The sequence below is a fragment of the Pseudomonas tructae genome (assembly GCF_004214895.1).
GTDB lineage: Bacteria > Pseudomonadota > Gammaproteobacteria > Pseudomonadales > Pseudomonadaceae > Aquipseudomonas > Aquipseudomonas tructae.
This window is the reverse complement of the sequence record NZ_CP035952.1, coordinates 1,848,680-1,872,466: the sequence shown is the minus strand read 5'-3', so window position 1 is coordinate 1,872,466 and position 23,787 is coordinate 1,848,680. Positions and strand designations below refer to the sequence as shown.

Annotated in this window: 23 protein-coding genes and 2 pseudogenes; 9 read left to right on the top strand and 16 right to left on the bottom strand. The window is 61.9% G+C overall.

All coding sequences use genetic code 11. From position 1 onward, the window contains the following. Nucleotides 1–6 precede the first annotated feature (6 nt). Complete coding sequence (locus tag EXN22_RS08675) at nt 7–1,362, top strand: HlyD family type I secretion periplasmic adaptor subunit (protein WP_130263671.1); 1,356 nt, start codon at nt 7–9, stop codon at nt 1,360–1,362. Between the two features lie 103 nt (nt 1,363–1,465). Here EXN22_RS08675 and EXN22_RS08670 read toward each other — a convergent pair whose 3' ends face one another. From EXN22_RS08670 to EXN22_RS08660, 4 genes and pseudogenes are all read right to left on the bottom strand, one after another. Continuing rightward, nucleotides 1,466–2,065 carry a tRNA-uridine aminocarboxypropyltransferase gene (locus EXN22_RS08670; RefSeq protein ID WP_130263670.1) on the bottom strand — a complete coding sequence of 200 codons (600 nt, stop codon included), beginning with the start codon at nt 2,063–2,065 and terminating at the stop codon, nt 1,466–1,468. Nucleotides 2,066–2,143: 78 nt separating this feature from the next. Further along, nucleotides 2,144–3,118, bottom strand: a pseudogene (locus EXN22_RS26650) (methyl-accepting chemotaxis protein); the annotation flags it as partial. A gap of 279 nt (nt 3,119–3,397) precedes the next feature. Then, nucleotides 3,398–3,703: pseudogene (locus EXN22_RS26645) on the bottom strand (PAS domain-containing protein); the annotation flags it as partial. 142 nt (nt 3,704–3,845) lie between these two features. Continuing rightward, a complete protein-coding gene (locus EXN22_RS08660; RefSeq protein WP_130263668.1) occupies nt 3,846–4,739 on the bottom strand; it encodes a LysR family transcriptional regulator in 894 nt (297 codons plus the stop codon). 222 nt (nt 4,740–4,961) lie between these two features. Between EXN22_RS08660 and speB the strand changes: the two genes are divergently transcribed. Continuing rightward, nucleotides 4,962–5,912, top strand: a complete 951-nt coding sequence (speB, locus tag EXN22_RS08655) for an agmatinase (RefSeq protein ID WP_130263667.1) — start codon at nt 4,962–4,964, stop codon at nt 5,910–5,912. 145 nt (nt 5,913–6,057) lie between these two features. After that, nucleotides 6,058–7,437 (top strand): sodium:solute symporter, encoded by a 1,380-nt coding sequence (locus tag EXN22_RS08650; RefSeq protein WP_130263666.1) that lies wholly within the window; start codon nt 6,058–6,060, stop codon nt 7,435–7,437. 54 nt (nt 7,438–7,491) lie between these two features. Here EXN22_RS08650 and EXN22_RS26475 read toward each other — a convergent pair whose 3' ends face one another. The 3 genes from EXN22_RS26475 to EXN22_RS08640 form a co-directional block, all read right to left on the bottom strand. Next, nucleotides 7,492–7,617 (bottom strand): PA1414 family protein, encoded by a 126-nt coding sequence (locus EXN22_RS26475; RefSeq protein ID WP_267903244.1) that lies wholly within the window; start codon nt 7,615–7,617, stop codon nt 7,492–7,494. Nucleotides 7,618–7,812: 195 nt separating this feature from the next. Next, complete coding sequence (locus EXN22_RS08645) at nt 7,813–8,739, bottom strand: DMT family transporter (RefSeq protein ID WP_130263665.1); 927 nt, start codon at nt 8,737–8,739, stop codon at nt 7,813–7,815. Nucleotides 8,740–8,848: 109 nt separating this feature from the next. After that, complete coding sequence (locus tag EXN22_RS08640) at nt 8,849–9,241, bottom strand: transcriptional regulator (RefSeq protein WP_130263664.1); 393 nt, start codon at nt 9,239–9,241, stop codon at nt 8,849–8,851. Between the two features lie 126 nt (nt 9,242–9,367). Between EXN22_RS08640 and EXN22_RS08635 the strand changes: the two genes are divergently transcribed. Beyond that, nucleotides 9,368–9,637, top strand: coding sequence for a hypothetical protein (locus tag EXN22_RS08635; RefSeq protein WP_130263663.1), 270 nt, complete (start codon nt 9,368–9,370; stop codon nt 9,635–9,637). 81 nt (nt 9,638–9,718) lie between these two features. Here the strand turns inward: EXN22_RS08635 and EXN22_RS08630 are convergent, their stop codons facing one another. After that, complete coding sequence (locus EXN22_RS08630) at nt 9,719–11,044, bottom strand: DEAD/DEAH box helicase (RefSeq protein ID WP_130263662.1); 1,326 nt, start codon at nt 11,042–11,044, stop codon at nt 9,719–9,721. A gap of 144 nt (nt 11,045–11,188) precedes the next feature. On the opposite strand from EXN22_RS08630, the gene EXN22_RS08625 reads away from it, so the two are divergent. After that, on the top strand, nt 11,189–12,490 hold the full coding sequence (locus tag EXN22_RS08625) for a mechanosensitive ion channel family protein (RefSeq protein WP_130263661.1): 1,302 nt from the start codon (nt 11,189–11,191) through the stop codon (nt 12,488–12,490). Here EXN22_RS08625 and EXN22_RS08620 read toward each other — a convergent pair. From EXN22_RS08620 to EXN22_RS08610, 3 genes are all read right to left on the bottom strand, one after another. Next, complete coding sequence (locus tag EXN22_RS08620) at nt 12,431–13,309, bottom strand: carboxylate/amino acid/amine transporter (RefSeq protein ID WP_130263660.1); 879 nt, start codon at nt 13,307–13,309, stop codon at nt 12,431–12,433. The two genes, EXN22_RS08625 and EXN22_RS08620, sit on opposite strands and share 60 nt — an antisense overlap. A 285-nt stretch (nt 13,310–13,594) precedes the next feature. Then, nucleotides 13,595–14,194 (bottom strand): FMN-dependent NADH-azoreductase, encoded by a 600-nt coding sequence (locus EXN22_RS08615; protein WP_130263659.1) that lies wholly within the window; start codon nt 14,192–14,194, stop codon nt 13,595–13,597. A gap of 108 nt (nt 14,195–14,302) precedes the next feature. Further along, nucleotides 14,303–14,617 (bottom strand): 3-phosphoglycerate kinase, encoded by a 315-nt coding sequence (locus EXN22_RS08610; RefSeq protein WP_130263658.1) that lies wholly within the window; start codon nt 14,615–14,617, stop codon nt 14,303–14,305. Nucleotides 14,618–14,666: 49 nt separating this feature from the next. Between EXN22_RS08610 and EXN22_RS08605 the strand changes: the two genes are divergently transcribed. The 4 genes from EXN22_RS08605 (at nt 14,667) to EXN22_RS08590 (ending at nt 18,864) form a co-directional block, all read left to right on the top strand. Next, nucleotides 14,667–15,590 carry a LysR family transcriptional regulator gene (locus tag EXN22_RS08605; protein ID WP_130263657.1) on the top strand — a complete coding sequence of 308 codons (924 nt, stop codon included), beginning with the start codon at nt 14,667–14,669 and terminating at the stop codon, nt 15,588–15,590. Between the two features lie 14 nt (nt 15,591–15,604). Then, entirely contained in the window at nt 15,605–16,417 is an 813-nt protein-coding gene (locus EXN22_RS08600) for an alpha/beta fold hydrolase (protein WP_130263656.1), read from the top strand. Further along, nucleotides 16,411–16,968 (top strand): peptidylprolyl isomerase, encoded by a 558-nt coding sequence (locus EXN22_RS08595; protein WP_130263655.1) that lies wholly within the window; start codon nt 16,411–16,413, stop codon nt 16,966–16,968. The genes EXN22_RS08600 and EXN22_RS08595 overlap by 7 nt, the downstream gene beginning before the upstream one ends. A gap of 63 nt (nt 16,969–17,031) precedes the next feature. Further along, a complete protein-coding gene (locus EXN22_RS08590; protein ID WP_130263654.1) occupies nt 17,032–18,864 on the top strand; it encodes an ABC transporter ATP-binding protein in 1,833 nt (610 codons plus the stop codon). A gap of 54 nt (nt 18,865–18,918) precedes the next feature. Here EXN22_RS08590 and EXN22_RS08585 read toward each other — a convergent pair whose 3' ends face one another. The 5 genes from EXN22_RS08585 to EXN22_RS08565 form a co-directional block, all read right to left on the bottom strand. Further along, nucleotides 18,919–20,043: a GNAT family N-acetyltransferase gene (locus tag EXN22_RS08585; protein WP_130263653.1), complete on the bottom strand. Its 1,125-nt coding sequence runs from the start codon at nt 20,041–20,043 to the stop codon at nt 18,919–18,921. Nucleotides 20,044–20,127: 84 nt separating this feature from the next. Then, nucleotides 20,128–21,441: an OprO/OprP family phosphate-selective porin gene (locus EXN22_RS08580; protein WP_130263652.1), complete on the bottom strand. Its 1,314-nt coding sequence runs from the start codon at nt 21,439–21,441 to the stop codon at nt 20,128–20,130. Between the two features lie 198 nt (nt 21,442–21,639). Beyond that, nucleotides 21,640–21,870, bottom strand: coding sequence for an anti-sigma factor family protein (locus EXN22_RS08575; RefSeq protein WP_130263651.1), 231 nt, complete (start codon nt 21,868–21,870; stop codon nt 21,640–21,642). Then, nucleotides 21,864–22,475 (bottom strand): RNA polymerase sigma factor, encoded by a 612-nt coding sequence (locus tag EXN22_RS08570; RefSeq protein WP_130263650.1) that lies wholly within the window; start codon nt 22,473–22,475, stop codon nt 21,864–21,866. The genes EXN22_RS08575 and EXN22_RS08570 overlap by 7 nt, the downstream gene beginning before the upstream one ends. A gap of 111 nt (nt 22,476–22,586) precedes the next feature. Then, the gene (locus EXN22_RS08565; protein WP_130263649.1) at nt 22,587–23,708 is read right to left on the bottom strand and encodes a beta-ketoacyl-ACP synthase III; all 1,122 of its coding nucleotides are present in this window, start codon (nt 23,706–23,708) and stop codon (nt 22,587–22,589) included. Between the last annotated feature and the right edge of the window lie 79 nt (nt 23,709–23,787).

Below are 23,787 nucleotides of genomic sequence, written 5' to 3'. Positions count from 1 at the left end.
CCATCCATGTCCGTAAGCCAAGGCCTGCGCAGTTACTTCCAGAGTTTCGGCAAGACTGCCGAGCGCGAGTTCATGCCCGACGTGGCCAGTGCCACCCTGCAGGACTCTCCGCGCCTGTCGCGCATTACCGTGTGGCTTGCCGCCGCCTTGCTGCTGGTGGCGTTGCTCTGGGCCAAACTCGCCGTGCTCGATGAAGTGACCATGGGCGAAGGCAAGGCCATTCCGTCGAGCAAGGTCCAGGTGATCCAGAACCTTGAAGGCGGCATCGTCACCGAGATTTTCGTGCGCGAAGGGCAGATGGTGAACAAGGGCGATACCCTGCTGCGCCTGGACGACACTCGCTTCCTCTCCAACAAGGGCGAGAGCGAGGCCGACCGCTTTGCCCTCACCGCACAAGTTGAACGCCTCTCGGCCGAAGCCGAGGGCCGGCCGTTCCAGCTCTCCGAAGAAGTACGCAGCAAGGCGCCACAGGTGGCCGAAGACGAGCTGTCACTGTACCAGTCGCGACAACGGCGCCTGTCCAGCGAGAAGCAGACCCTCAATGAACAACTGCGGCAGAAAACCCAGGAGCTGGCCGAGTTTCGCTCCAAAGTCGAACAGTACCGCTCGGCCCTGGCCCTGCTGCAGCAGGAGCTGAACATGTCCACGCCGCTGGTGGGCACCGGGGCGATTTCACCGGTGGAGATCCTGCGCCTCAAGCGCAGCGCCGTTGAGGCCCGGGGCTCGCTCAATGCCACCAGCCTGGCGATCCCTCGGGCCGAGGCCGCAGTGGCCGAGATCAAGAGCAAGATAGAAGAAGCCGAAGCGGGCTTCCGTTCGGAGGCCGCCAAGGAGCTCAACGAGAAGCGCACCGATCTGTCGAAAATCACCGCCTCGAGCATCGCCATCGATGACCGGGTGACGCGCACAACGGTGGTTTCACCGGTGCACGGGATCATCAAACTGCTCAAGGTCAACACCATCGGCGGCGTGGTCCAGCCCGGCAGCGACCTGCTGGAGATTGTGCCGCTGGAGGACAACCTGCTGATCGAGGCCAAGGTGCGTCCGCAGGATGTCGCCTTCCTGCACCCCGGGCAATCGGCGATGGTCAAGTTCAGCGCCTATGACTACACCATCTACGGCGGGCTGAAGGCCAAGCTCGAACTGATCAGCGCCGACACCGTCACCGACGACAAGGGCAACGCCTTCTATCTGATCCAGGTGCGCACGGACAAAAACCACCTGGGCGGGGACAACAAGCCGCTGCTGATCATCCCGGGCATGACCGCCACGGTGGATATCATCACCGGGCACAAGAGCGTGCTCGACTACCTGCTCAAGCCGGTGCTCAAGGCGCGCACCGAGGCCATGCGCGAACGCTGAGGCGTTCGCATCGCGGGGCAAGTCGAGGCGTCGCACCGCCGCTCCCACAGAGATCAGCAATAGGCTGTGGGAGCGGGCTTGCCCCGCGCTGCAGTCGTAAAAATCAACGCAAATGATTACGCTCGTACGTCTCACGCCCCATCGCCGCGATCTGCCCCTCGATCAGCGCCTCGAACGGTTTTAACAGCGCATCAAAGTGCTGCGGCGCCTCCAGCGCATTCAACGCCTGCACCACCGCTTCCAGGGTCGACAGCGCTCCTGGCTGCGGCGCCTTGCGCAGGCGATAGCGCGAAGGTAGCACCTGGGCCAGGGTCACTCGCGGCAATGCGCCCAACAACGGGTTCAAATGCAGCAACTTGCTCGCCTTGCGCCAGGTGCCATCAGGCACCACCAATTGCCATGGCCGCTCATCACGGTCATCGGTATAGGCCACCAGCGGCTGCGCCTGATCACCGGGGAACAGCAAGGCACTGCGGTACTGCGGTTGCTCCAGCAGCGGCGCCAGGTCCTCGAACACTTCGCCCACGCACAACTGGGCATTGCGCAAGCCAAGCGCCACCAGCTTGGCGGTATTGAGGGCATGCTGCACTTCACTGGGGTGCTGCAGCAACAGCACGCGAGTGCGGCTATCCAGGGACGGGATCAGAGGGCAAAGGCAATGGCTTTGGGGGCGCAGGCAGCGCTCGCAGTGGATTCTGGACATCGGGTTCTCCTGGGCCGGCAAAGTGTGCCACAGCAGTCCCGAAAAAAGCCCACTTCCCTGTGGGAGAGACGAAAAGCTTCAGCGGTTGAAACGTTCAGCCAGGCTGTACAGGTAATCGGCCATGCGCTCCAGGTCCTGGCTGATCTCGGCGCCCTGCTTGGCCTGACCGGCACTGTGGTCGCACAACTGGGCAATGCGGGTGATCTGCTGGTTGATGTCCTCGGCGACATGACTCTGCTGTTCCGAGGCCGTGGCCATCTGCTGGCTCATGCCGGTGATTCGGCTGACCGCCTGGGTGATGCCCACCAACGCCGACTGCACCGCCTCGACGCTGTGCACGCTGTCGCGAGAAATCTGCTCGCCCTTGCTGGCACTGGACACTGCCCGCTCGGCACCGGCACGCAACGACGCAATGATCTGGTGGATTTCTTCAGTGGAGGTGCGGGTGCGCTGGGCCAACGAGCGCACTTCATCGGCAACCACTGCAAAGCCTCTGCCCTGCTCCCCCGCCCGCGCCGCTTCAATCGCGGCATTGAGCGCCAGCAGGTTGGTCTGCTCGGCGATCGAGGTGATGACATCGACCACGCTGCCGATCGACTGAGTCTGGCCGGCCAGGGCATTGACCGCCTGGCCGATGTCACTGACCGCGTCAGCCATGCTGCCCATGGCGCGCAGGCTCTGCTGCGCCAGTTCACTACCTTGCTGGGCCAGGTGATCAGCATCACTGGCGGCCGTGGCAGTACTCTGCACGTTGTGCGTCACTTGCTGGATGGTTGCCGCCATTTGCGCGATCGCCGTGGCCGACTGATCGGTTTCGCTGCGTTGGCGGTCGAGCATCTGCGCCTGGGCGCCCGACAGGTCCGAAGATTGCGCCGCACGGGCCTTGACCCCCACCCCTGCGTCCACCAGCCGGGTCAGGGCGGTTTGCAGGCGCGCTTGCTCGCTGAGCATGGCCAGGTCCAACTGGCCCTGCAGACCGCTGTTGTCACTGTAGGTCAGGGCCACCAACGGGCTGGTGAAGGCTTTCGGATGCTCATCCAGGGTGCGGCGAATCACCCGGTTCTGCCGCGCCTCGATCAGGTACCAGGCGCTGAGCAGGCTGGCCATGAGTACGCCCAAGGCAGCGTACTGCGGCAACCACAGGTAGCTGACCAGCGACAGGATGCCTGCGCCCAGCAACGGCCAGCCATGCTCCAGGGTCGCGCCCAGCCGCGCCGCCAACGACACTGGGCTGCGCCCCTGGCGTAACCGCGCATAAAGACTGGCGGCCCGACGGATCTGTTCGCGGCTCGGCACCGATCGCACCGACTCGTAACCGCTGATGCGACCGTCCTCGTAAATCGCCGTAACGTAGGCACTGACCCAATAGCAGTCGCCGTTCTTGGCACGGTTCTTCACCACGCCCATCCAGGGCTTGCCTTGTTTGATGGTTTCCCACATATGAGCGAACACCGCCGGCGGCATGTCCGGGTGCCGCACCAGGTTGTGTGGCTGACCGAGCAATTCCTCGTAGGTAAAACCGCTGATGGCGACAAAGGCGTCGTTGCAATAGGTGATGCGGCTGTTGAGGTCGGTGGTGGAAATCAGCCGCTGTTCGCTCGGAAAGGTTCTTTCATGCTCAGTGACGGGCAAATTCATGCGCATCTGGGCGATCCCTGCTAAGGAAATGATGGGAAATTTCATCAAGCCAGTACAGGTGTAGCAGAGCAAATACGGTGCAGCGGTGGTTCCTATGAGGATTTTTTGCGGCCGGAAGTAAATTTTTCAACAGCCGCTTCGTTCAGGCAGGAGTGAGGTGCGCCTTGAGCAGATCGCGGAAGGTCTGGATCAAGGGTTCGCGGCTGCGACCACGGCGAATGATCATCGAGAATGGCGCCTGATAGCCGAAGGTCGCCGGCGATAGCACCCGTAGATCGCCTTTGTCGGCCCAAGCCTGGGCGTAGTGCTCGGGCAGGTAACCGATGTAGGCCCCCGACAGCACCAGAATCAACTGCGCCTCCATGCTTTCTACCGTTGCCGCACTGTGCTTGAAGCCATGCCGGGCCAATTCGGCCTGGCTCCAGTAACCGCGCCCGACCATGCGTTGCTGGGTGATGACCTGCTCGGGGATGCGCCGCTCATTGAACAACGGGTGGCGGTTGCTGCAGTACAACCAGTGCTGTTCGCGGTACAGCGGCTGGTAGACCAAGCCGCTCATGCGCGTGGAAAAAGCGCCGATGGCCAGGTCCAGGCGGTTGTCCTGCACTCCCAGTTGCAACTCGTAAGGACTGGACACCGACAGGTGCAGGTGCACCGCCGGATGTTCCTGGCTGTAGGCGCCGATGGCCTCGGCCAGGGGCAAGGCCCGATCACCGACAGTGGAGTCGATCACCCCCAGGTTGAGGGTGCCGCGTAGCTCGCCCTTGAGCGCGGCGGCGTACTGCTCGAATCCGTCCATTTCCGCCAGCAGGCGCAAGGTTTCCTGGTGGAACAGTTCACCCTTGCTGGTCAGGCTGAACCCGCCGCGGCCACGGTGGCACAGGACAATGCCCAGCGCGGCCTCCAGCTGGCTCATGTAGGTACTGATCGCCGAAGTCGACAGGTTCAGCTCGCGCTGGGCATTGGCGAAACCCTGGTGACGCACCACGCTGACGAAGATGCGCAACAGTTTCAGATCGGGCAAGGCAGAGGCCATATCAGCAGGTCCGCGGGGCAACAGATGGGCGGAGTCTAACCGCACTTTCAACATTAGTTCAGAAAAACCTGAACTAAGTATTTGCCTGTAGCGATTCTTTCCAGCCACTACCTTTTGCAGACTCTGCCGCAATACACCTGCTTGACAGTATTTCCGGGGGGCTCTCCGGGCCGTCCAGACAGGTTCCAACAACTAGAACAATCGAATCGATGAGGCCCGACCGTGGACAAGATTCTGCACCAACCACTGGGCGGCAACGAAATGCCGCGCTTCGGCGGCATTGCCACCATGCTCCGTCTCCCCCACCTGCAAAGCGCCGAAGGCCTGGATGCCGCGTTCATTGGTATCCCGCTGGACATCGGCACCTCGCTGCGTTCCGGGACCCGCTTCGGCCCCCGGCAGATCCGCGCCGAATCGGTGATGATCCGCCCCTACAACATGGCCACTGGCGCTGCGCCCTTCGATTCGTTGTCGGTTGCCGATATTGGCGATGTCGCCATCAACACCTTCAACCTGCTCGACGCCGTGCGGATCATTGAAGAAGCCTACGACCAGATCCTGGAACACAACGTCATCCCCATGACCATGGGCGGCGACCACACCATCACCCTGCCGATCCTGCGGGCGATCCACAAGAAGCACGGCAAGGTCGGGCTGGTGCACATCGATGCCCACGCCGACGTCAACGATCACATGTTCGGCGAGAAGATCGCCCATGGCACCACCTTCCGCCGCGCCGTCGAAGAAGGCCTGCTGGACTGCGACCGTGTGGTGCAGATCGGCCTGCGCGCCCAGGGCTACACCGCCGAGGACTTCAACTGGAGCCGCAAGCAGGGCTTCCGTGTGGTTCAAGCCGAAGAGTGCTGGCACAAGTCGCTGGCGCCCTTGATGGCCGAAGTGCGCGAAAAAGTCGGTGGCGGCCCGGTGTACCTGAGCTTCGACATCGACGGTATCGACCCGGCCTGGGCGCCCGGCACCGGCACCCCGGAAATCGGCGGCCTGACTACCATCCAGGCGATGGAAATCATCCGCGGCTGCCAGGGCCTGGACCTGATCGGCTGCGACCTGGTGGAAGTCTCGCCACCCTATGACACCACCGGCAACACTTCGCTGCTCGGTGCCAACCTGCTCTACGAAATGCTCTGTGCGCTGCCGGGTGTGGTTCGCCGCTAACGGTTGTGTACCAGGAATTGCAACAGGGCAGGAGCCATGACAGCCGGGCTGCAACGACAGCCCGCTGAATAGATGAATGACCCGGCGTCAGGCCTGCCTGGCGTCGGGGTCGATCTCACCATAATAAAGATAATTGGAGACACCCATGGCCTTGGACATATTCGTTGTTCTGATCTATGCCGCCGGCATGCTCGCGCTTGGCTGGTTTGGCATGCGCCGGGCAAAAACCCATGAAGACTACCTGGTGGCCGGGCGCAACCTGGGCCCGGTCCTGTACATGGGGACAATGGCCACCACCGTACTGGGCGGCGCCTCCACCGTGGGTACTGTTCGCCTGGGCTACGTGCACGGCATTTCCGGCTTCTGGCTATGCGCAGCCTTGGGCATGGGCATCATCGCCCTGAACCTGTTCCTGGCCAAACCGCTGCTGCGCCTGCGTATTTTTACCGTGACCCAGGTGCTCGAGCGCCGCTACAACCCCATGGCCCGTCAGGCCAGTGCCGCGATCATGCTGGCGTATGCGCTGATGATCGGCGTGACCTCGATCCTGGCCATCGGTACCGTGCTTGAGGTGCTGCTCGACCTGCCGTTCTGGATCTCGATCCTGCTCGGCGGTGGCGTGGTGGTGATCTACTCGACCATCGGCGGCATGTGGTCGTTGACCCTGACCGATATCGTGCAGTTTGTAATCAAGACCGTCGGTTTGATGTTCATCCTGCTGCCGGTCTGCCTGTACAAGGTCGGTGGCTGGGACGAACTGGTGAGCAAGCTGCCTGAAGCCAGCTTCAGCCTGACCACCATCGGTTGGGACACCATCATCACCTACTTCCTGATCTACTTCTTCGGCATCCTCATCGGTCAGGATATCTGGCAGCGGGTGTTCACTGCCCGTGACGAAAAAGTCGCCAAATACGCCGGTACCACCGCGGGTGTCTACTGCGTGCTCTATGGCCTGGCATGCGCCCTGATCGGCATGGCTGCCCATGTGCTGATGCCTGACCTGGGCAACCCCAACAACGCCTTTGCCGCCGTGATCAAGTCGACCTTACCAGACGGTATTCGTGGCTTGCTGATGGCCGCAGCCCTGGCCGCGATGATGTCCACCGCCAGCGCCGGCTTGCTCGCAGCCTCCACGGTACTGACCGAAGATTTGCTGCCAAAACTGCGCGGGGGCAAGCAGTCGAGCCTGGGCATCAACCGTCTGTTCACCTGCCTGACCGGCATGGTCGTACTGGCGATCGCCCTGGTGGTCAACGATGTGATCAGTGCGCTGACCCTGGCCTACAACCTGTTGGTGGGTGGCATGCTGATTCCGCTGATCGGCGCCATCTACTGGAAACGCGCCACCACCGCTGCGGCGATCACCAGCATGACCCTGGGCTTCGTCACCGCCCTGGCGTTCATGATCAAGGATGGGATGGATGCCAACACGCCGATCTACTACAGCCTGGCGATTGGCCTGGTCAGCTTCGTGCTGGTCAGCCTGATGTCCCGGCGCCCGGCGGGTGCCGTGAACCTGGCCTGACCCTCTGCTGTAGCGCGGCCGTCGCATCAGCCATGATGTGGCGGCCGTTTTGTTTTAGCGACGTGGCTGGCGCTTGCGCCGTTCTTCGTCGGTGGGGATCGGCACCGGCTGTAGCGGTGGCGGCAGCAGGCCCAGGGCGACGGCCAGGTCGTGGAGCCAGTTGTACAGATGGTTTGTCATAACTCCCCCTTACGGGTCAGCCTGCACGGCGAGTAAATCCTGCGATGCTTCATACAGATCATAGCCCGATGTCTTACATTGCGCATGTCAAAAACATACAACCAAAGCCAAGTTTGATCGTGATCAGGCACTCACCGCTACTGCCGCTGCCTGGGCAACTGTTTCCCCTTGTTGCAAATCGATTGCGCCCGCAGGCTAGCCGAGCAGGCTGCGCAGGCGTTTGCGCACCCACTGCTCAGCGCTGACCAGCGTCACCCCGAACAACACCAGGATCGCTCCGAGCACGAAGTTCAGGCTCAGCGGTTCACCGAGCAGCAGCACACCGAAAGTCACCCCGAACAGGGGCGTGATGAAGGAGAACACCGCCAGGTTCGACGCCAGGTAACGGCGCAGCAACCAGAACCAGGTCAGGTAGCTGAAGAACGACACGATCAGGCCCTGGAACAGCAAGCTGCCAATCGACAGCGGGGTGAACTGCACGTGGCTGACCTGGCCACTGGCCAGGGCAATCAGCAGCAAGCCGACAAAGCCGACTGCCAATTGGTAGAACAGGGTCAGGGTCGCCGGGGCCTCGGACAGCCGCGAGGCACGCACCACCACGGTAGTCGCGCCCCAGGCCAGACCCGCCAGCACGCCAAAAGCATCACCGAGCAACATGCGCCCATCCAGCTGCTCCAGCGAGACGCCACCGGCAAAGGCAAAGGCAATGCCGCCGAACGCCAGCAAAATGCCGAGCCATTGCAGGGGGCGCAAGCGTTCGCTCGGCAGCATGAAGTGCAGGCCCAGGGCGGTGAATACTGGCGCGGTATAGAGAAATACCGACATGTGCGCCGCCGAGGTCAGTTTCAATCCCTCGGCGATGAACAGAAACTCCAGGCCAAACAATGCCCCGGCCAGCAGACCGCCACGCCAGGTACTGGCAACCTGGTCCCAACCGCCACGAAAACACATCAACAAGCCGACCAGCACCGCCGCCATGCCCGAACGCATGGCCTGCTGCATCACCGGGGCGATATCTGGCGCAGCCCACTTGATCATGACCTGCTGAATGCCCCAGATCAGGCACAGCACCAGCATCACTTGCAAGGCAAAGGCATCGGTATTGCGGCGGCTGGCGCTCATCGGGCGCCCCCGGTATCAGGCAACGACATGGCAAGTTCTCGGCAGACGTGGATCCAGCGCCGATTATCAGCGGCGCCGGCCGCTCAAAGCCAGCCTTGTGTTGTCTGCTTCAGGCAATTTGCGCGTTGCAAGCCACCGTATCGAAGGTTGCCTGGTCCAGCGGATCAAGCTGTTCATCCAGTACCTGGCGCGGGTGTTCGTTGCCCGGAATACTGCTGTCGAGCAGGCTCAACAGCCGTGAGCCGCGCTCGGTGAGGATGAAGTTTTCACCGTTACCGCCTTGGTCTTCCGGGCGTGAGGCGATGTAACCGCGCTCAAACAGTATTTTTTCGTACTCACATGCCAACGTTTTCAGATGATCAAGATCGCCAGGCGATGCACCTTCGGCGGCGAGCTGGGCCGCATGCTGCTCGGCATAGGGCCTGGGGGTGAAACTGTGCCCGGCGCTGTTCTGTGCTTCGTGCAACAGGCGTTCGATCAAGTCCCAGTCATAGGTGCTCATCAGCGTAACCTCAATCAGGGGTAGGTAAGGTTGTGACCGATGGGCGCGGCTGCGGTTCGACTGAACTTTGGCGCCCAGACAAGGCTCAACCGCAAGACCTCACCTTGATTGCACAGGAGCCTGCCGATGAAGACCCTGTTGAACATTGCAGCCGCCGCCAGCTTGCTGCTGGCCCTGCCCAGCTGGGCCTGCACGCTGGAGGAAGCGACGGACAAACGCGAAGAACTGGCCAAAGAAGTGAGCAAGCTCACGGAGCAGAATCCGCAGAAGGCCAAGCAGATCAACGATGAATTACGGGGGATGAAGCTTGAGAGTGCCAGCAAGGATTTGCCGGACAAGTGTCAGCTGATCGACAAGCGGTTGCAGGAACTGAAGAGCGCTGAGAAAAAAGTCTGAGTAATCGCGGGGCAAGCCCGCTCCCACAGGTTCATGTAGACCCTGTGGGAGCGGGCTTGCCCCGCGATGAGGGGCTGGCACTTACTCCGCAGCCGGCGCCGGCTTGCGACGCTTGAGCGGCGCCAGGCCATCGGCGCTGGCCAGTGGCGCGTTAGGCTTTGGCTTGGCCGTTGGCTTGCGCTTGGCAACCACCTTCTTGTCGCCCTTCTTGTCAGTCTTTTTCTTTTTCACCCCGGCAGCCTTGCCCGAGGCCTTGACCTTCTTCGGCCCGCTGTAGGTGCCTTTGACGTCCTTGATCACCCGGCGCTCGAAGGTCTGCTTCAGGTAGCGCTCGATACTCGACATCAGGTTCCAGTCGCCGTGGCAGATCAGCGACACCGCCAGGCCTTCGTTACCGGCGCGACCGGTACGGCCAATGCGGTGTACATACTCGTCGCCACTGCGCGGCATGTCGAAGTTGATCACCAGGTCCAGGCCATCGACGTCCAGGCCGCGGGCGGCGACGTCGGTCGCCACGAGGATCTTGGCGCCGCCCTGCTTGAGGCGCTCGATGGCCAGCTTGCGGTCCTTCTGGTCCTTGTCGCCGTGCAGCACGAAGGCCTTGTAGTCCTTGGCCACCAGGTGCCCGTAGATGCGGTCAGCCATCACCCGGGTGTTGGTGAAGATGATCGCCTTGTCGTAGGTCTCGTTCTGCAGCAGCCACTGCACGATCTGTTCTTTGTGCTGGTTGTGGTCAGCGGTGATGATCTGCTGGCGGGTGCCTTCGGCCAGCTGGCTGACGCTGTTGAGCATCAGGTGTTCTGGGGTTTTCAGGACCTTGCCGATCATGTCGCGCAGGCCGGCACCGCCGGTGGTGGCGGAGAACAGCATGGTCTGTTCGCGGTTCGGGCATTCGTTGCACAGGCGCTCGACGTCTTCGGCAAAGCCCATGTCGAGCATGCGGTCGGCTTCGTCGAGCACGATCACCTGGACATGCTCCAGGTGCAGGTTGCCGGCATTGAGCTGCTCAAGCAGGCGGCCCGGGGTGCCGATCAGCACGTCCGGCACCTTGCGCAGCATCGCGGCCTGTTCCTTGAAGTCTTCACCCCCGGTGATCAGGCCAGCCTTGATGAAGGTGAACTGGGAGAAGCGCTCGACTTCCTTGAGGGTCTGTTGAGCCAACTCGCGGGTTGGCAGCAGTACCAGGGCGCGAATCTCCACGCGCTTCTGCTTGAGGTCAACCAGGCGGTTGAGCATCGGCAGGACGAAGGCTGCGGTCTTGCCGCTACCGGTTTGCGCCGTTACCCGCAGGTCACGCCCTTGCAACGCCAAAGGAATGGCCGCTGCCTGCACCGGCGTCGGCTCGACAAATTTCAGCTCGGCCACGGCTTTGAGCAGGCGTTCGTGCAGGGCGAATTGGGAAAACACGGGTGTACCTCGGGCATGTGCAAAAAATTCAGTTGCATAGGGTAACGTTTTCCGGCGTCGGCGCCGAATTTCTTTTGGCAACTTCTTGCCGATCCGCGCTCTAATGGCCCTGTTTTCGACTTGCGGACACCTTTCGACACGGTTATGGACATTCAACAGATGTGGCAAAACACCCTGGACCTCTGGGGCACTCTCGATCAGCACCCGGTCCTGCACGCCGGTATCGGCCTTGGCGTACTGCTGGTGATTGCCCTGGTGCTCGGCCGCGTAGCGCGTTTTCTGGTACTGCATGCCGCACGCCTGCTGGGTCGCCAACCTGCCCTGCACTGGGTCAATGACCTGCGCGAGAACAAAGTGTTCCAGCGCCTGGCCCAGACCACCCCGTCACTGGTGGTGCAGTTCGGCCTCAAATTGGTGCCGGAGCTGAGCGCCACCAGCCAGCATTTCCTTGGCAACCTGGCCCTGGCCTTTACCATCCTGTTCCTGACCCTGGCCCTGAGCGCCCTGCTCGATGCCTTGCTGGACATTTATGCGCGCACCGAACATGCCCGTACCCGCTCGATCAAGGGCTATGTGCAGCTGGCCAAGATGGTGTTGTTCGTGTTCGGCGCCATCGTCATCGTCGCCACCCTGATCGACCGCTCGCCGCTGTTGCTGCTCTCCGGCCTGGGTGCCATGTCGGCGGTCATCCTGCTGGTCTACAAGGACACCCTGCTGTCGTTCGTCGCCAGCGTGCAACTGACCAGCAACGACATGCTGCGGGTCGGCGACTGGATCGAGATGCCCCAGGTGGGCGCCGACGGCGATGTGGTGGACATCACTCTGCACACGGTCAAGGTACAGAACTTCGACAAGACCATCGTCTCCATCCCCACCTGGCGCTTGATGTCCGAGTCGTTCAAGAACTGGCGCGGCATGCAGCAATCGGGCGGGCGACGGATCAAGCGCAGCCTGTTCATCGATGCCGGCGGCGTGCGTTTTCTGACCAGCGCCGAGGAGCAGCGCCTGTCCGAGGTGCGCCTGCTGACTGACTACCTGGCCCGCAAGCGCAACGAACTGCACAGCTGGAACGAGGCCCAGGGCCCGGTGGCGGAGCTTTCCGCCAACCGCCGCCGGCTGACCAACATCGGCACCTTCCGCGCCTACGCCCTGGCTTATCTCAAGAGCCACCCGGACATCCAGCCGAACATGACCTGCATGGTCCGCCAGATGCAGACCACCGCCCAGGGCGTGCCGCTGGAGATCTACTGCTTTACCCGCACCACGGCGTGGGCCGAGTACGAGCGTATCCAGGGCGACATCTTCGACTACCTGCTAGCAGTGCTGCCGGAGTTCGGCCTGAGCCTGTACCAGCAACCCAGCGGCAACGACCTGCGCGCAGGCCTGTTACCCTCGACCCTGCCCAGCCAGCAACGGGCGCTGAGTGCCGAGACGACTGAGCCATAGCGACGCCAGAATCACCGCCCCGCCGATGAACAACCGGCCCAATGGCTCGTGCTGGTTCCAGATCAGCAGGTTGAGCAGCAAGCCGACCGGCACGTGCAGGTTGTTCATCACCGCCAGGGTTGCGCCTGAGACCAGGCAGGCGCCCTTGTTCCACCAGTACAAGCCCAGCGCCGTCGGGCACAGGCCCAAAAACAGCAGCACCAGCCATTGCACCTCGGTACTCGGCAGGTGTTGGGCGTTACCGAACAGCAGGAAGGCCGGCAGCACCACCAGCAAGGCACCCAGGTAGAAATAGCCAAAACGCCGGTAATGCGGCAGGTCGCTGGGGTTGCGCGCGATCAGGTGACGGTACAGCACCTGCCCGGCGGCATAGGTGAAGTTGGCCAGTTGCAGCAGCAAAAAGCCCATGAAGAAGTCCGGGCTGATGCTGTCGAAACGTATCACCGCCGCACCGGCAACCGCCACCAGCGCCGCGACCAGGGCCCAGGGATTGAAACGCCGATTGAGCGCGTCTTCGATCAAGGTCACGTGCAAGGGGGTGAGGATGGTGAACAGCAGCACCTCCGGCACCGTCAATACGCGAAAGCTCAAGTACAGGCAGACATAGGTGATGCCGTATTGCAGCGCGCCGATCAGCAGCATCGAGCGCATGAAGCGTGGTTCGACCTGGCGCCAGCGGGTCAGCGGCAGAAACACCAGCCCGGCGAGCAACACCCGCGCCAGTACAGCGAAATAGCTGTCGACATGGCCGGCCAGGTACTCGCCGATCAGGCTGAAGGAAAACGCCTGGATCAGCGCGACGATCAATAAATAGCCCATGAGTGCCCCTTGCTGTAGTGGCGGCGACCTTAGCCGGTCGCTTATCGCTGAGCAAGTGGGAGCGGGCTTGCCCCGCGATGAGGCCCATGCATTCAGTTCATCCGGCGCTCAATGGAATACGATCGCGGGGCAAGCCCGCTCCCACCGGATTGGCGCAGCCTGAAAGAACACCACCATCCCGCAAGAGTACCGCCCCGTTAACCAGGCACAAAAAAGCCCGGTCAATGACCGGGCAGGCACACCCAAAGGAGCAACAGGTGTCAGGCGGGAAAATTCATTGCCGGCTCAGGCCACCGCGGCCAGCTGGGCCTTGGCCTGGTTCAGGCCCTTCTCGTGGAAGTCACCGCCCATGTTCAGGCCTTCGGCGTGGATGAAGGTCACGTCATGGATACCGATAAAGGCCATGACCTGGCGCAGGTAGGGTTCCTGGTGGTCGCTGCTGGCGCCGCTATGGATGCCACCGCGGGCAGTGAGGATGTAGGCGCGCTTGCCGGTCAGCAGGCCCTGGGGGCCGGTTTCGGTGTACTTGAAGGTGATGCCGGCACGCAGCACGTGGTCCAGCCAGGCCTTGAGGGTGCTGGGGATGGTGAAGTTGTACATCGGCGCGGCCAGCACCAGGACATCGGCGGCCAGCACTTCATCGGTCAGTTCATTGGAGCGTGCCAGAGCCTGCAGTTCATCGGCATTGCGCTGGGCTTCGGGCTTCATCCAGCCGCCGAGCAGGTTGCCATCCAGGTGCGGCACCGGGTTGACGGCCAGGTCGCGCAGGGTCACCTGGTCGGCAGGATGAGCCGCTTGCCACTGGCTGACGAAGTCGCGGGTCAGTTGCCGGGAGATCGAATCCTGCTGGCGGGCGCTGCTTTCGATGACGAGTACACGGGACATGGGCTTGCCTCCATCGGCGAGTTCGGTAAGTCGATGGAGGCAAGATTAATGATTGACCTATCGATAAAAAAGCGTAAAAACTGGGTCCAACCTATCAGTTAAATTGTTTTATTGCGGCTTGCAGCTCAAGGCGATGCGCAGCTTGATGATCTCGCGGTTGAACTTGGCGGTGACATCGACGCTTTTTTTCGCCGGCACCTGCACGCGCCGCACTCGCGGCGCTTCCGGTCCATTGCGGAACGTCACCTTGCACTGCGCGGCAACCTCGCCATAGTTGTTCAGGGTGATCGAGCCGATGTCACGGTCAGTGTCGTAAGTGGTGTAGTCGACTTTGACGCCGTCGATGTCCTTTTCCACGTCGATGGGATAGGCCAGGGCCGTGAGCGGAAGCAAGGCCAGCAGTACAGCACAACATTTCTTCATACGACGCTCTCCATGAAAGAGCGCCAGCTTAGGACAACAGGAGCCGAAGATGAAAGCGCCGCGCGTTACCCTGGATCAGTGGCGGACCCTGCAGGCGGTGGTCGATCATGGTGGCTTTGCCCAGGCCGCCGAAGCGCTGCACCGCTCGCAATCCTCGGTGAGCTACACCGTGGCGCGCATGCAGGATCAGCTCGGTGTGCCATTGCTGCGCATCGATGGGCGCAAGGCAGTGCTGACCGAGGCCGGCAACGTGCTGCTGCGCCGCTCGCGGCAACTGGTCAAGCAGGCCAGCCAGCTGGAAGACCTGGCCCATCACATGGAACAAGGCTGGGAGGCCGAAGTGCGCCTGGTGGTCGACGCCGCCTACCCCAATGCCCGTCTGGTGCGCGCCCTGAGTGCGTTCATGCCGCAAAGTCGCGGTTGCCGGGTACGTTTGCGTGAGGAAGTGCTGTCCGGGGTCGAAGAAGTGCTGCATGAAGGTGTGGCTGACCTGGCCATCAGCGGCTTCAATATTTCCGGCTACCTGGGCACTGAACTGAGCGCCGTGGAATTCGTCGCCGTCGCCCACCCCGAACACAGCCTGCACCGCCTGGGCCGGCAGTTGAGCTTCCAGGACCTGGAGAGCCAGTTGCAGGTAGTGATCCGCGACTCGGGCCGCGCGCAGCCTCGGGATGTTGGCTGGCTGGGCGCAGAACAGCGCTGGACGGTCGGCAGCCTGGCCACGGCATCGACCTTCGTCAGCAGCGGCCTGGGCTTTGCCTGGCTGCCACGCCACCTGATCGAGCGGGAGCTGCGTGAAGGCCTGCTCAAGCCCTTGCCGCTGGATCAGGGTGGCAGTCGTCACCCACTGTTCTACCTTTACTCGAACAAGGACAAACCCCTGGGCCCGGCGACACAGATCCTCATCGAGCTGTTGCGCAATTTCGACACCGCACCGCTGGATGTACCCTTCGCCGCGCCCGCCCAAGCCTGATAGGAATCAAGCCGATGGCCTACTTCGAACATGAAGGTTGCTCGCTGCACTATGAGGAATATGGCCAGGGCGAGCCGCTGGTGCTGCTGCACGGCCTGGGCTCCAGTTGCCTGGACTGGGAAATGCAGGTACCGGAGTTTGCCAGCCACTACCGGGTGATCCTCATGGACATCCGTGGCCACGGCCGCTCCGACAAACCCCGCGAGCGCTACAGCATCGCCAGTTTCAGCGCTGACCTGCTGGCCCTGCTCGAACACCTGCAGACCGGCCCGGTGCACTTGGTCGGCTTGTCCATGGGCGGCATGGTCGGTTTTCAGTTTGCCGTCGATCATCCCCAGTGGTTGCGCAGCCTGTGCATCGTCAACAGCGCCCCCGAGGTCAAGCGCCAGAGCCGCAGCGACTGGATCTGGTGGGCCAAGCGCTGGGCCCTGGCCCGGGTGCTGAGCCTGGAAACCATTGGCAAGGGTCTGGCCGAGCGGCTGTTCCCCAAGCCGCAGCAGGCCGATTTGCGGCGCAAGATGGCCGAACGCTGGGCAAAAAACGACAAACGCGCGTATCTTGCCAGCTTCGACGCCATAGTCGGCTGGGGGGTAGCGCAACGCCTGAGCCAGATTCGCTGCCCTACCCTGGTCATCAGCGCCGACCAGGACTACACCCCGGTGCAACTCAAAGAGCGCTACGTTGCCCTGATTCCCCAGGCGCGGCTGGCGGTCATCGAAGATTCCCGGCACGCTACGCCCCTGGATCAACCTCACATTTTCAACCAGACGCTGCTGCAGTTCCTGGCGGCGTCCACCACCTCTCAAGGATCATTGAGCCCATGCTGAAAAAACTCCTGCTGGCCACCTGTTCGGTGGTCTTCGCCACCAGCCTGATGGCCGCCGACAAAGCGCCTCATGTACTGCTCGACACCAGCTTCGGCCAGATCGAAGTCGAACTGGACCCGGTCAAGGCGCCGATCAGCAGCAAGAACTTCCTGCAGTACGTGGACAGCGGTTTCTACAACAACACCATCTTCCACCGGGTGATCCCGGGCTTCATGGTCCAGGGTGGTGGTTTCACTGAACAGATGGTGCAAAAGAGCACCAAGGACCCGATCCGCAACGAGGCCAGCAACGGCCTGAAAAACGTCCGTGGCACGCTGTCGATGGCCCGTACCTCCAACCCCAACTCGGCCACCAGCCAGTTCTTCATCAACGTTGCCGACAACGACTTCCTCAACCCGGGCCGCGACGCCGGTTACGCGGTGTTCGCCAAAGTGGTCAAGGGCATGGATGTAGTCGACCAGATCGTCAACTCGCGCACCACCACCAAGAGAGGCATGGGTGATGTACCGGTCGATCCGGTATTCATCAAGTCGGCCAAACGCATCGATTGACCTCGGGCTTCACAGGGACGTGAACCAGGCCTGAGGGTCTACTGAACAGGAGTTATCGTTTTCATGTTGTTTCGCCGTTTTGAAAAGCTCATCGACATCTTCCGTGAGGCGCCCACTGCGGCGCCGCCTACCACGGTATGGCCGTTCTATATCTACTACCTGCGCCAGGTCTGGCCGAGCTTTGCCGCCCTGCTGGTGATCGGCTTCATCGGCGCACTGATCGAAGTGGCATTGTTCAGTTACCTGAGCCGAATCATCGACCTGGCCCAGGGCACACCCTCTGCCAGCTTCTTCAGCGACCACGCCAGTGAATTGCTGTGGATGCTGGTAGTGGCGCTGATCTTGCGCCCTGTGTTTCTTGCCCTGCACGATCTGCTGGTGCACCAGACCATCAGTCCGGGCATGACCAGCATGATCCGCTGGCAGAACCACACGCTAGTGCTCAAGCAGAGCCTGAACTTCTTCCAGAGCGACTTTGCCGGGCGTATTGCCCAGCGCATCATGCAGACCGGCAACTCGCTACGCGACTCGGCAGTCCAGGCCGTGGATGCCCTGTGGCATGTGCTGATCTATGCCGTCAGTGCACTGGTGCTGTTCTTCGAAGCCGACTGGCGGCTGATGCTGCCTTTGATTGCCTGGATCGCCTGTTACATCGGCGCGCTCTCCTACTTCGTCCCCCGGGTCAAAGCCCGTGCGGTGATTTCTTCGGATGCCCGCTCCAAACTCATTGGCCGCATCGTCGATGGCTACACCAACATCGCTACCCTGAAACTCTTCGCCCACACCGATTTCGAACAGCAATACGCCCGCGAAGCCATCAGCGAACAGACCGAGAAAACCCAGCTGGCTGCCCGTGTGATCACCAGCATGGACGTGGTGGTCACCAGCCTTAACGGCCTGCTGATCGTCAGCACCACGGGCCTGGCGCTGTGGCTGTGGACCCAGTCACTCATCACCGTCGGCGCCATCGCCCTGGCCACTGGCCTGGTGATCCGTATCGTCAACATGTCGGGCTGGATCATGTGGGTGGTCAATGGCATCTTCGAAAACATCGGCATGGTCCAGGACGGCCTGCAGACCATCGCCCAGCCGGTGAGCGTCACCGATTCGCCGAGTGCCCGCGAGCTCAAGGTCGATCGCGGTGCGGTGAAATTCGACAATGTCAGCTTCCACTACGGCAAGGGCAGCCGCATCATCGATGACCTTGACCTAGACATTCGCCCGGGCGAGAAGATCGGCCTGATCGGCCCCTCCGGCGCGGGCAAGTCGACCCTGGTCAACCTGCTGCTGCGCCTCTACGACCTGGAGAGCGGGCGGATTCTGATCGATGGCCAGGACATCGCCCAAGTGACCCAGGCCAGCCTGCGGGCGCAGATCGGCATGATCACCCAGGACACCTCGTTGCTGCACCGCTCAATCCGCGACAACCTGCTGTATGGCCGGCCCGACGCAACTGAACAGGAATTGTGGGACGCGGTGCGCCAGGCCCGGGCCGACGAGTTCATCCCGCAGTTGTCCGACGCCCAGGGCCGGACCGGCTTCGATGCCCATGTGGGTGAGCGCGGGGTCAAGCTGTCCGGTGGCCAGCGCCAGCGCATCGCCATTGCCCGGGTACTGCTCAAGAACGCGCCGATCCTGATCATGGACGAAGCGACTTCAGCCCTGGACTCGGAAGTGGAAGCGGCCATCCAGGAGAGCCTGGAAACCCTGATGCAGGGCAAGACCGTGATCGCCATTGCCCACCGGCTGTCGACCATTGCCCGCATGGACCGCCTGGTGGTGCTGGAGAAAGGCCGGATCGCCGAAGTGGGCAGCCATTCGGAGCTGTTGGCCCATCAAGGGCTCTATGCCCGCTTGTGGCATCACCAGACCAGGGGCTTTGTCGGGATCGACTGACAGCGACCTCGTCGCGGGGCCCTGTGGGAGCGGGCTTGCCCCGCGATGGGGCCCTCAACCTTGCCGATAAGGTAACGCCATGCGCGCCTGCTCGGCATAGGCCAACACCCCCGCCCGCTCCTGCTCCAGAAATTCTCCCACCGCCCGGCGCAACCCCGGGTGCAGCAGGTAATGCCAGGAACGGGTGATCACCGGTTCAAAGCCACGAATCAGCTTGTGCTCACCTTGCGCACCGGCATCGAAGCGCTGCAAGCCCTCGGCAATGGCCATGTCCATGCCCTGGTAGAAACAGGTTTCAAAATGCAGCCGGTCAAACTCATCCACACAGCCCCAGTAACGGCCATACAGGCTGCTACCGCCGACCAGGCTGAAGGCCATGGCAACATCGCGCCCACCCTGACGGGCCATGACCACGCGGATCGCCGACGGCATGCGCTCGGCCAACAGACTGAAGAACTCCCGCGTCAGATAAGGCGCTCGCCGGCGTACCGCATAGGTATTGGCATAACAGGCAAAGACAAAATCCCACTGCGCCTCGCTCAGCTCTTCGCCGCGAAACCACTCAAACGCTATGCCGTGCCCCGCCACCTGTTCACGTTCCTTGCGCATCTGCTTGCGCTTGCGTGAGCTCAAGGTGTCGAGAAAATCCTGGAAGTCTCGGTAACCCTGGTTGCGCCAGTGAAACTGACAGCCCAGGCGCTCCATCCAGCCGTCGCGATCGCGCATCAGCGCATCACCAAGCTCGTCGGTGAAGTTGATATGAGCGCCAGACAAGCCTTGCTCGAACAGCTCGTCGGCCAGCCTGTCCACCAACTCCGCGGCCGCCTGCGGATCACCCAGCAGCCGCGGCCCCGTCACCGGCGAGAACGGCACGGCGCAGAGCAGTTTGGGGTAATAGGCGATACCCGCCCGCTCGCAGGCATCGGCCCAGCCATGATCGAACACATACTCGCCGAACGAGTGGCTCTTCACGTAGGCCGGCAAGGCCGCGCGCACTTGCCCGGCGCTGTCGGTAAGCAGTTGATGCGCCGGGCTCCAGCCGGTGTGGCGGCTGACACTGCCGCTGTCCTCCAGGCTGGACAGAAAAGCATGGCGCAGGAACGGCTGTTCGTCTGATACCAGGGCATCCCAGGTAGCAGGTGTGAGTTCGGCAAGGTGTTGCAGAATGAGCTTGGGCATTGGCGCAGTCTGCCTCGTCGCGCAGACGAAAAAAAGCCCCGCAATCGCGGGGCTGAAGATCTAACGGATGAGGAGCGGTGTTGCTTAGAACACGTACTGCGCGCGCATTACAAAACCATCGCCACTGTCGTCGCCGGCAGCGTTCTGGGCATTGTCGACCTTGGCCTTGACGTACACGCCGCTGAGCTTGATCGACTCGTTGGCGTACCAGTTCAGCCCAACGTTGTGCACCTTGCCTTCGACATCGTCGATGTTGGCGAATGCACCGTTGTCGTCATCGACGCTCAGGTGGTCATAACGGTAGAACACTTCCCAGGCACCGATCTGCTTGTTCGAAGGCTTGATGCTGTCGAACTTGCCCAGCTTGTAACCACGCGCTTCACCGGTGATGGTGTAGGCCAACTGACCGTAGTAACCATCGGCCTTGATGTCGGAGAACGAGGCGCTGTCGGCCTGGACGTCACGCTTGACGTATTCGCCCTGAACCGAGAACGGCCCCATGGCCCATGCCGCTTCCAGGCCCCAGGCCTTGTCGGTGTCATAGGCACCGGCCGGGGTGTTGTTCTGGCCACCCAGGGTCAGGCGGTTGCCGTTGCTGCCAGCATCCTGACCACCGTCGGTGCTGACCCCGCGCATGCCCAGACGGCTGCGGATACGGCCATCGAACGCGGTGTCGGAGAGATCGCGCTGGGCGTAGTTGACGCCGAAGTGCAGGACGTTGCCGGCTTCGTGCATCGGTGCGAAGACGCCGCGCAGGTTGAACTGCTTGGTGCTGTCGCCGTCCTTGTCCTGGTTGGTGGCGTCCTTGGCGAACGCGCCGACCGAACCGTACAGCGAGTCACCGGCGTTACCCGAAACCTGCAGGCCCAGGCCGCCGTTGTGGGCATTGGTCCAGTCGACCAGGTCATAGGCGGCGGTACGTTCCTGAGCCGTCACCCACTTGGAGCTGGTGGCTTTTTCCAGACCGAACTCGGGGTCGAAGCGACCGACCTTGATCGATACCGGGCTGAAGCCGTTGTAGGCCAGGGACGCTTCATCGAAGTAACCGTCTTCGGAACGGTTGTCACCGCCGGAGTTGTGCGAGAAGTCGTAGGCGATCTGGTAGGCCCAGTCCTTGTACATCACGCCGCCCAGTTCCAGGTAGGCGCGGCGGAAGTAACCGGCGTCGGCGGTGTTGCCGTTGTTGGTGTAGAAACCGTCGAAACGGCTGTAGTCAGCCTGGATCCGACCGCCCAGCTTGAAGCTGAACTCCTTGTCGGTGGTAGCGACCTCGAGGCCACCCTTGGTCTTGACTACGATATCGGCGCCGTCGGTGGTCACGGTACCCGCGAAAGCCTGGGCGGTAACGGCCATGGCCAAGGCGCTGGCTACGAAACCTGCGAAGTGCTTACGGATCATCGAAGAAGCTCCCCTACTTTATGGTCTTGATAATGTTGGAAAAACACGCGGCTCAAGCCACTTGTGCTGGGGAGGAATCTTGGCGGGGGGTTATGTCAGATCAGTGGCTTTTAGATAAATGTTTTGTTACAGGGGAACTTTTTTACTTCGAAAGGAAATAAGTCGAAAAGCTCCATTGCAGAGCTTTCCAGACGAGTTTCAGGAGTCTTTTAGCTCCCGCGCCAGGCGTTCGGCCAGGGCCTGGCTATCGATCTCCGGGTCCTCCGGCAAGGCCCGCACCGTGGCCTGAGCGACGCGCATCTGCTTGAGAAAGCGTCGACAATGGCCACAGAACAACAGGTGCTGGCGCACCATCAGGCGCTCCCCCAGCGTTAGTTGTTTATCCAGGTAGTCGCTTGAGCGGGCGACAAGTTGCTTGCAGCTCAGCATTGGCCGGTTTCCTCGAAATGTTCCAGGGTCGCAAAGACTTTCAGGCGCGCCCGATGCAACAGCACGCGGACATTGGAGAGGGAAATCTCTAGAAGATTACAAATCTGTTCCAGCTCCAGGCCCTGTCGCTCACGCAACAACAGCACGCTGCGTTGCAGCTCGGACAGGCTGAGCAAGGTGTGCTCCAGGCATTCGCGCATCTGCTCGCGGCTGAGCAACGCTTCGGGGGTATCTTCGTGCCAGGCCGCCGGCCCTTGCAGCCAATGCCCGTCTGTTGCGAAGCGCTCGTCACCGACCGTGCCGTGCGGGCCTGGCAGGTCATCGAGCAGCACTTCCCGGCGGTTCTGCTTGTAACGGGTCTTGGCGGCATTGGCGGTAATGGTCAGCAACCAGGTCTTGAGGCTCGAGCGCTGCTCGAAGCCCTTCAGGTTACGTACCACCGCCAGCCAGGCATCCTGTACCGCTTCATCGGCATGCCGGCTGCCGACAATCGCATAGGCAACTGCACGCATGGCGCCTTGGTAGGTGTCGACCAGTTCCTTGAACGCCTGTTGCTCACCCTTGAGCAGCCGCTCCAGCAAGCGGGTTTGTTGTTCGCCAGTCATCGCCTTCCATCCATCGTTCTGCGGGTAGAGTCCGATTGGGCGGATTTGTTACAGCCAACACCATCAGCGAAGCGCCCAAGCACGCTGGGACGCTTCGCCAACAGCAGCAGCTCAGCGTTTGCGCAAGATCACGCTACCGATCGAGTAGCCGGCGCCGAACGAACTGAGCACACCCAGGGCGCCCTGTGGCAGGTCATCCTGATGCTTGTGCAGGGCGATTACCGAGCCGGCCGAACTGGTGTTGGCGTAGCTGTCGAGAATCACCGGGGCTTCTTCTTCCAGGGCATCGCGACCGAGCAGCTTCTTGACGATCAGGTGGTTCATGCTCAGGTTGGCCTGGTGCAGCCAGAAGCGCTTGACGTCGCTGACGTTGAGGTTGTTTTCACTCAGGTGCTGGCCGATCAGTTCGGCAACCATCGGGCAAACCTCGCGGAACACCTTGCGGCCTTCCTGGACGAACAGCTTGTCGGCAGCGTCAACGCCCTCTTCGCCCGCCCGGTTGAGGAAGCCGAAGTTGTTGCGGATGTTGTTCGAGAACTGGGTCAGCAGCTTGGTGCTGACAATGTCGAACTGGTGTTTGGAGGTGGCCAGATCAGCGCGCTCCACCAGCACGGCAGTGGCCGCATCACCGAAGATGAAGTGGCTGTCGCGGTCGCGGAAGTTCAGGTGGCCGGTGCAGATCTCCGGGCTGATCACCAGTACCGCACGGGCCTGGCCCAGTTGCACGCTGTTGCAGGCCGTCTGGATGCCGAAGGTCGCCGACGAGCAGGCCACGTTCATGTCAAAGCCGAAACCGTTGATGCCCAGGGCCTGTTGCACTTCGATGGCAATGGCCGGATACGGGCGCTGCAGGTTGGAGCAGGCGACGATCACCGCATCGACGTCGGCGGCAGTGCGGCCGGCGCGTTGCAGGGCCTGCTCGGCGGCAGCCACGGCCATCTGGCAGAGGATCGACGGCTCGTCGTTGCTGCGTTCTGGCAAGCGCGGCTTCATGCGCTGCGGGTCGAGGATACCGGCCTTGTCCATGACGAAACGGCTTTTGATGCCCGAGGCCTTTTCGATGAAGGCGGCGCTGGACTCGGCCAGAGCCTGGACCTCACTGCGCTCGATGGCGGCGGCGTTGTCGCGGTTGAACTGTTGCACGTAGGCGTTGAAGGACTCCACCAGCTCTTCGTTGGAAATGCTGTTGGCCGGGGTGTACAGGCCGGTGCCGCTGATGACGACGTTATGCACGGTCGTTCCTCTGTTCGGGGCCATTGCCAGCCCGGCAACGGCCTGTTCGGTCGGTTTTTAGTTGGCACCAAAGTACCAA

Bases quoted from the DNA above. Each gene is read 5' to 3' on its own strand.
- EXN22_RS08605 (WP_130263657.1), top strand. From the start codon at position 14,667: ATGAAAGCGCCGCGCGTTACCCTGGATCAGTGGCGGACCCTGCAGGCG.
- EXN22_RS08635 (WP_130263663.1), top strand. From the start codon at position 9,368: ATGAAGACCCTGTTGAACATTGCAGCCGCCGCCAGCTTGCTGCTGGCC.
- EXN22_RS08590 (WP_130263654.1), top strand. From the start codon at position 17,032: ATGTTGTTTCGCCGTTTTGAAAAGCTCATCGACATCTTCCGTGAGGCG.
- EXN22_RS08585 (WP_130263653.1), bottom strand. From the start codon at position 20,043: ATGCCCAAGCTCATTCTGCAACACCTTGCCGAACTCACACCTGCTACC.
- EXN22_RS08650 (WP_130263666.1), top strand. From the start codon at position 6,058: ATGGCCTTGGACATATTCGTTGTTCTGATCTATGCCGCCGGCATGCTC.
- EXN22_RS08620 (WP_130263660.1), bottom strand. From the start codon at position 13,309: ATGGGCTATTTATTGATCGTCGCGCTGATCCAGGCGTTTTCCTTCAGC.
- EXN22_RS08670 (WP_130263670.1), bottom strand. From the start codon at position 2,065: ATGTCCAGAATCCACTGCGAGCGCTGCCTGCGCCCCCAAAGCCATTGC.
- EXN22_RS26475 (WP_267903244.1), bottom strand. From the start codon at position 7,617: ATGACAAACCATCTGTACAACTGGCTCCACGACCTGGCCGTCGCCCTG.
- EXN22_RS08615 (WP_130263659.1), bottom strand. From the start codon at position 14,194: ATGTCCCGTGTACTCGTCATCGAAAGCAGCGCCCGCCAGCAGGATTCG.
- EXN22_RS08645 (WP_130263665.1), bottom strand. From the start codon at position 8,739: ATGAGCGCCAGCCGCCGCAATACCGATGCCTTTGCCTTGCAAGTGATG.
- EXN22_RS08570 (WP_130263650.1), bottom strand. From the start codon at position 22,475: ATGACTGGCGAACAACAAACCCGCTTGCTGGAGCGGCTGCTCAAGGGT.
- EXN22_RS08640 (WP_130263664.1), bottom strand. From the start codon at position 9,241: ATGAGCACCTATGACTGGGACTTGATCGAACGCCTGTTGCACGAAGCA.
- EXN22_RS08600 (WP_130263656.1), top strand. From the start codon at position 15,605: ATGGCCTACTTCGAACATGAAGGTTGCTCGCTGCACTATGAGGAATAT.
- EXN22_RS08575 (WP_130263651.1), bottom strand. From the start codon at position 21,870: ATGCTGAGCTGCAAGCAACTTGTCGCCCGCTCAAGCGACTACCTGGAT.
- EXN22_RS08660 (WP_130263668.1), bottom strand. From the start codon at position 4,739: ATGGCCTCTGCCTTGCCCGATCTGAAACTGTTGCGCATCTTCGTCAGC.
- EXN22_RS08595 (WP_130263655.1), top strand. From the start codon at position 16,411: ATGCTGAAAAAACTCCTGCTGGCCACCTGTTCGGTGGTCTTCGCCACC.
- EXN22_RS08610 (WP_130263658.1), bottom strand. From the start codon at position 14,617: ATGAAGAAATGTTGTGCTGTACTGCTGGCCTTGCTTCCGCTCACGGCC.
- EXN22_RS08675 (WP_130263671.1), top strand. From the start codon at position 7: ATGTCCGTAAGCCAAGGCCTGCGCAGTTACTTCCAGAGTTTCGGCAAG.
- EXN22_RS08580 (WP_130263652.1), bottom strand. From the start codon at position 21,441: ATGATCCGTAAGCACTTCGCAGGTTTCGTAGCCAGCGCCTTGGCCATG.
- EXN22_RS08625 (WP_130263661.1), top strand. From the start codon at position 11,189: ATGGACATTCAACAGATGTGGCAAAACACCCTGGACCTCTGGGGCACT.